7 protein-coding genes are annotated in these 5,368 nt (G+C 69.7%); 1 reads left to right on the plus strand and 6 read right to left on the minus strand.

Annotated features, from left to right (window positions below; all coding sequences use genetic code 11):
- The 6 genes from VGV06_20135 to VGV06_20160 all read right to left on the minus strand — a co-directional run.
- Positions 1-222, minus strand: a 222-nt coding sequence (locus tag VGV06_20135) for an Lrp/AsnC ligand binding domain-containing protein (GenBank protein ID HEV2057452.1), incomplete at its 3' end; no start/stop codon positions are given.
- Positions 219-1,154, minus strand: a complete 936-nt coding sequence (locus tag VGV06_20140) for a creatininase family protein (protein HEV2057453.1) — start codon at positions 1,152-1,154, stop codon at positions 219-221. The genes VGV06_20140 and VGV06_20135, both read right to left, overlap by 4 nt.
- On the minus strand, positions 1,151-2,542 hold the full coding sequence (locus tag VGV06_20145) for a lysophospholipid acyltransferase family protein (protein ID HEV2057454.1): 1,392 nt from the start codon (positions 2,540-2,542) through the stop codon (positions 1,151-1,153). The genes VGV06_20140 and VGV06_20145 overlap by 4 nt, the downstream gene beginning before the upstream one ends.
- Entirely contained in the window at positions 2,542-3,267 is a 726-nt protein-coding gene (locus tag VGV06_20150; protein HEV2057455.1) for a DUF488 family protein, read from the minus strand. The genes VGV06_20145 and VGV06_20150 overlap by 1 nt, the downstream gene beginning before the upstream one ends.
- Positions 3,268-3,615, minus strand: coding sequence for a YbjQ family protein (locus VGV06_20155; GenBank protein HEV2057456.1), 348 nt, complete (start codon positions 3,613-3,615; stop codon positions 3,268-3,270).
- 11 nt (positions 3,616-3,626) lie between these two features.
- On the minus strand, positions 3,627-4,040 hold the full coding sequence (locus VGV06_20160; protein ID HEV2057457.1) for a RidA family protein: 414 nt from the start codon (positions 4,038-4,040) through the stop codon (positions 3,627-3,629).
- Between the two features lie 65 nt (positions 4,041-4,105).
- Between VGV06_20160 and VGV06_20165 the strand changes: the two genes are divergently transcribed.
- Positions 4,106-5,368, plus strand: a 1,263-nt coding sequence (locus tag VGV06_20165; protein ID HEV2057458.1) for an acetyl-CoA hydrolase/transferase C-terminal domain-containing protein, incomplete at its 3' end; no start/stop codon positions are given.

The following is a 5,368-nucleotide window of genomic DNA, read 5'->3' on the forward strand; positions in this document are numbered from 1 at the left end:
CGTCGTGGTGCGGGTGACGCCGTCGATGATGCCGATGGCGTCGGTGACGAGGCTGCCGATCGCGTCGAGGGTCTGGCCCTCGACCACGGCGATGAAGTCGTAGGGGCCGGTGACGGCGTCCATCGCCGACACGCTGGCGCGCGGGCTCTTGACCTTCGCGAGCGCCTTCTTGACCTGCTTGGTCTTGCCGGCCGCCGTTTCGATCAGCACGTAAGCTTTCATGTCTTGCCTCCTTGGGTCTTCTTCTTCGAGAACAGCAATGCGAGGGCGACCGCTCCGACGCCGGCGGCGACGGGCCAAAAGTTGGTTCGGAAGAAGGGTATGGCGAAGAACGGTGAGCGGCCGCGCGAGGGCCGGAGGCGCCCGTCGAGGAGCCCGCGCACGAGCTCCATCGCCTCGTCCATGAGGACGGTCAGCGTCGCCTTGGCGAACTCCGGGTCGGCCAGCGCGGGATGGCCCACGTATCCTTGCCCGCCGTTCCTCACGGGATAGTTGGGGATGAGCCGGTGCGCCATGGAGTAGCGGGCGGGCGGCAGGTCTCGCCAGCCGTCACCGACCAGGTCCGGCCGCAGCAGGAGCATCATCGACGTCTCCCACCAGCCGCCGTGCGCGTCCTCTGAGAAAGCCTCCCGCTCCTCGTCGGTGATGGGCCGGCCCAGCGCGGCTTCGAACTTGGGCACGTAGCGCCCCGACATGAGCCCCCAGGCGAGGTAGCCCGTTACCGACGCCATGGTCACCCCGTAGCGACGCGAGACGATGGCCGAGGCCTCTTCGAGAGCGACCAGGTGCCCAGGTCCCCCGTGGCCATTCGAGATCAGCAGGTGGCGGAACCCTGCGCGGGCGAGCGCGCTGCCGTAGTCCACAAGCAGGTCCCGCACCACGCGCTGGCGCATGGTGACGGTGCCTACCGTCTCGAAGGCGAAGGTGCCGAGGTGGAGCGTCGGCGCCAGGACCACGTGCCAGTCCGGGCGCTCGGCGACGAGGCGCTCGGCCATCGCCTCGGCGAAATACCGGCCCGTGTAGGCGTCGACGCCGAGGGGCAGGTGAGGGCCGTGGGTCTCGAGCGGGCTCGCGGTCAGGATGACGACGGTGCTCTCGCGCGGCAGCGCGTCGAGCGCCGGGCTCGAGAGCTCTTCGAGGAGGTGGATGCTCAAAAGCTCGATCCTTTCGTGGCCGCGAGGTAGTCGTTCTTCGCGCGCTCGAGCAGGGCGATGATCTGCCGGCGCTCGGCGAGGACCCGCGTGGCCGTCTGGTGACGCGTCAGCGCGAGGAGCCCGAAGCCCAGCTGAGCCCGGAAGCCGCCGAGGCCTCTCAGGTAATGGTACGCGAGGATGCTGGTCACCGGAAGGGAGAGGAGAAAGGCCAGCGCCCAGAGCGCGCCGCCGACGCGCCAGACGAGCCACGTCTCGAGGCCCCAGAAGAGCGGCAGGGCGAACACGCTGACGAGGAGCCGCGTCGTGGCGTAGTTGGTTTCCTTGGTCGCCGTGCGCCGGGCGATCCAGCGCGGCACGATGTACGGCAGCCCGCTGGTCAGCGCCCCGTAGGCGAAGACCGGCAGCCCGACGGCGGCCTTCCACCCGCGCTGGAGGCGCCGGCGCGCCGGCCGGCGAACGAGGCGCTCGCGCACGGCCTGGTCCTTGATCGCGTAGGTCGCCAGCGTGGCGCGGTAGCGCTCGATGTGCTCGCGGAGCTCCTCGAGCCGCTCCGGCGCATGCGTCTCGAAGTAGGCCGCGGCGTCCACGATGGAGCGGGAGAGGCGCACGGTGTCGATCTGCCCCGTGGAGAACCCCCGCTCCTCCTGGAGCTCGAGCACGAGCTGGTCGCGGTAGAGGCCCTCGACCTCGCGGACCAGCGTGGCGTGATCGAGCCGTTCCACGTGGACGATCTGCGCCTCCATGGTCCACTGGATGGCCGTGGTCAGCTCGTCCACGGCCTTCAGCGGGTCCTGGGCGTAGAGATCGAGATAGGGCGCCAGCGCCAGGGGCTCGCCGAACGCGACGCGCACCCGCCCGCCGAAGGACTTCCGGGCGTCGAAGGCGAGGCCCGTCGGGATCAGGACGAGGGGCTCGCCGGGCGCGCCGTTCCGCCGCCGCGACTCGTAGTCGAGGGCGATGCGCGCCGCTCCCGTCTTGATCCGTTGGACGCGGGACTCGGCGTGGGTCGTGCCCTCGGGATAGATGCCGATGAGGCCGCCGGCGGCGAGCGTTGTGACGCAGGCGTCGAAGGTCCCCACGTTCTTGTCCATCTTGTCGGGGTCGTCCTGGCGGCGGTAGACGGGGATGGCGCCGACCGCCTTGAGGAAGCGCGCCATGATCGGGTTTCTGAACAGCGTCGCCGTCGCCAGATAGTGGACCTTTCGGTCGACGACCGCCCCCACGAGCAGCGAGTCGATCAGGTTGTTGGGGTGATTGATGCACAGGAGCACCGGGCCCCGGTGCGGCACGCCTGCCGCGTTGCGGACGTCCACGGAGCGGAAGAGGAACCACACCCAGAAGCGCCCGACCATCCTCACCAGGGCGTAGAACGGATCGGGCTTGTCCATCACTTGCTCAGGAATTGCTTGAGGGTCGCCACGAAGAGCTCCGGGCGCTCGGTCGCCTTGGCGCCCGTGAAGTCCACCCGCGTGCCCCGCTCGCTCTTGTGGTCTGCCGGGTCGAGGCGGGCGGCGATCCGCAGGCTGGCCGGTCCCGCGCGGACCAGCAGCCCCTCGCCGCGGCTCTCGTCGGCCAGGCGGGTGACGATGACGTAGAGCCCGGCGGCGTCGGTCTCGCCCTTGTAGGACAGTCCCGTCTTCTGGCGGGTGACCTCGAGCCCGACGCCCTTCCGCGGCTTGCCGGCGGCGTCCTTGACGTAGCCCAGCACGGTGTAGCGGTACTGCGCCTCGTGCTCGGCCAATGCCGGTGGCGCGACGAGGCCGACGATCAGAAGGACGCCGAGCGCGGCGCGGAGCAGACTCCTGTGGCAGCGTTTCTCGTCCTCGCAGGAGCAGAGGACGGTGACGCGGCCCCGCTTCACCATCGCCCGAAGGCGCCTGAGCGCGGAGGCCGCCGGCTCGCGCGTGAGGCCGGCCACATAGCGGCGCCGCATCTCGGGCCAGCCGATGCGCGCCGCCTTGAAGGCGCGGAGATTGGCGACCTCGGCGCCAAGGTCCTTGAACCAGAGATCCACGGCGCTCTTCTTGATGCCGCGCGGCCAGAGCCGCATCACGAGCACGCGCGTCCCGTCGGCCTTTTGGGGCGGGTCGTAGACGCGCTTGGTGCGGAGCATCTAGCGCGGGGGCGGCGGAGGCTCGATGACGACCGCCGTGCCGTACGCCAGCACCTCGGTCACGCCCGGCGCCACGTCGTTGGCGTCGTAGCGCATGCCGATGATGGCGTTGGCGCCCGTGGCCGCGGCGTGTTCGAGCATGAGCTGGAAGGCTTCCTCGCGCGCTCGCTCGCACAGCTCCGTGTACAGCGTGATGTTGCCGCCGAAGAGTGTCTGGATCGTGGCGCCGAGGTTGACGATGATGTTGCGGGAGCGCACCGTGATGCCCCGGACCACACCACGGTTGGCGGCGATCCGGTAGCCGTCGAACGTGAAGGCCGTCGTAACCCACTGGCGGGGGATCGGCATGACGCGCCTCCTCAGTCGACCACGGCCACGGCCTCGATCTCGATGAGGCAGCCCTGGTCGTCGTCGTAGAGTCCCTTGACCTCGAGGAACGTCATGGCGGGGTAGTGCCGGCCGAAGAACTCGCGGTAGATCGGGCCGATCTCCTTGGCGCGCGTCTTGTACGCCGACTTGTCGAGGACGAAGATGGTGAGCTTCACGATGTCGTTGAGCTGGCCCGCGCGCGCCAGCAGCACGGCCTTGAGGTTCTGGCAGATCTGCCTGAACTGCGCCACGATGTCGCCCGGCCCGACGAGCTTGCCGTCCTTGTCGAGGGCGACCTGCCCGGCGATGTAGAGCGTCTTGCCGCCCTGGACTTCGATCCCGTGGGAGTAGCCGGCGGGCTTGGCGAGGCTGGGCGGGTTGACGGGCTGCACGAGCTTGGCCATGGAGGTCTCCTCGGGTCTCTCGGATTGTGCGCGTTGTCCGGGCGCGATTATACTACCCGCGCCTCATGTCCCGCCCCTTCGAGAAGGTCGCGCTGGCCGACGCCGTGGGCCGCCTCCGCCCCGGTATGAAGGTTCTGCTGCCGGCCGGCTGCGGCGACCCCGCCGCGCTGCTCGCGGAGATCCTTCGCCAAGCGGATCGTCTCGCTCCGCTGACGCTCATGGGGGGCTTGCGCCTCGACGACTACCCGTTCGCCGCACCCGAGTACGCGGGCAAGCTTCGCTTCGCGACGTGGCACCACTCGCCGAAGCTCGCGCAGGCCCAGGCGCGAGGCGACGTGGATTTCGTCCCCATCCGGTACTTCGACACGGTCAGCGTCTTCGCCGAGGGGGGCGCGTGGGCGCCCGACGCCGTGGTCGTCCACTGCGCGCCCCCCGACGGCGCGGGCTATCTCTCGCTCGGCGTCTCCGTCAGCTACTCGCTCGTCGCGGCCCGGCGCGCCCCGCTGGTGATCGCCCAGGTCAATCCGCGGATGCCCAGAACCCTCGGGAACGCATTCCTTCACCGCTCACAGATCGATTGCTGGGCGGAGGCCGAGCATCCGCTGGCGGAGTACCCGCCCACTGCCGTCGGCAACGTAGAGCGAAAGATTGCTGAACAGGTCGCAGTCCTCGTCCCCGACGGATCCACAGTGCAGGTAGGGGTGGGCTCGATCCCCCAAGCGGTGATGGAGGCGCTCGCGGGGAAACGCGACCTCGGCGTCCACTCGCTACTGGTGGACCACATGCTGCCGCTCATCGAATCGGGCGTGATCAACAACTCCCGGAAGCGGCTCCACCCCGGCCGGATGGACGTGGGCGAGATCATGGGCACGGAGCGGCTCTTCCGCTGGGCCCACGACAATCCCATGCTCAACATGGAGCCGTCCGACATCGTCCACGACCCGCGTGTGGTCGGAACCCTCGGCGACTTCGTCTCGGTCAACTCCGCCATCGAGGTGGACCTCCTGGGCCAGGTCAATGCCGAGAGCGTGGAGGGGCGGCAGGTCACGGGCATCGGCGGGCAGTTCGATTTTGTCCTGGGGGCGCGCCAGGCGGCGGGCGGTCGGTCGGTCATCGCGCTGCCGTCCACGGGCCGACAGGGCAAGGTCTCGCGGATCGTGGCGCGGCTGCCAGCGGGGGCGCGGGTGACCACGCCGCGCTTCATCGCGGACTACGTAGTCACCGAGTGGGGGACGGCTTCGCTCCGCGGAAAAAGCGACGCCGAGAGGGCGCGGGAGCTGTGCCGCGTCGCCCACCCGGCGTTCAGGGAATCGTTGGAGCGAGAGGCC

This window comes from Candidatus Methylomirabilota bacterium (assembly GCA_035936835.1).
Taxonomy (GTDB): Bacteria; Methylomirabilota; Methylomirabilia; order Rokubacteriales; family CSP1-6; genus AR37.

Coding starts and splice junctions, on each gene's coding strand:
- VGV06_20145 (HEV2057454.1), bottom strand. CDS start 2,542: ATGGACAAGCCCGATCCGTTCTACGCCCTGGTGAGGATGGTCGGGCGC.
- VGV06_20150 (HEV2057455.1), bottom strand. CDS start 3,267: ATGCTCCGCACCAAGCGCGTCTACGACCCGCCCCAAAAGGCCGACGGG.
- VGV06_20155 (HEV2057456.1), bottom strand. CDS start 3,615: ATGCCGATCCCCCGCCAGTGGGTTACGACGGCCTTCACGTTCGACGGC.
- VGV06_20160 (HEV2057457.1), bottom strand. CDS start 4,040: ATGGCCAAGCTCGTGCAGCCCGTCAACCCGCCCAGCCTCGCCAAGCCC.